The following is a 267-nucleotide window of genomic DNA, read 5'->3' as shown; positions in this document are numbered from 1 at the left end:
CCTTCTGTCTTCGCGTGGCCGGTCTCGGCGAAGACCGAGACGGCCCTGAGTGCCCAGGCCGCACGCCTCCTCGACCACGTCCACCGGCACCCCGACCAGCACCCCGCAGCCATCGGCCACGCCCTGGCCACCACACGCACCCACCACCCCCACCGCGCCGTCATCCTCGGCCAGAACCCCGACGAACTCCACACCGCACTCGCCGCGCTGGCACAAGGCGACAACCACCCCGGCATCATCACAGGCACCGCCACCCCCACCGGAAAA

1 protein-coding gene is annotated in these 267 nt (G+C 71.2%); it reads left to right on the top strand.

From position 1 onward, the window contains the following. The coding region (locus tag VT52_RS38370) for a CurL C-terminal domain-containing protein (protein ID WP_167377790.1) at positions 1–267 on the top strand (267 nt) is incomplete at both ends.

The sequence above is a fragment of the Streptomyces malaysiense genome (assembly GCF_000980885.2).
GTDB lineage: Bacteria > Actinomycetota > Actinomycetes > Streptomycetales > Streptomycetaceae > Streptomyces > Streptomyces malaysiense.
The sequence above is the reverse complement of the archived record's forward strand: the minus strand, read 5'-3'. Positions and strand labels throughout refer to the sequence as shown.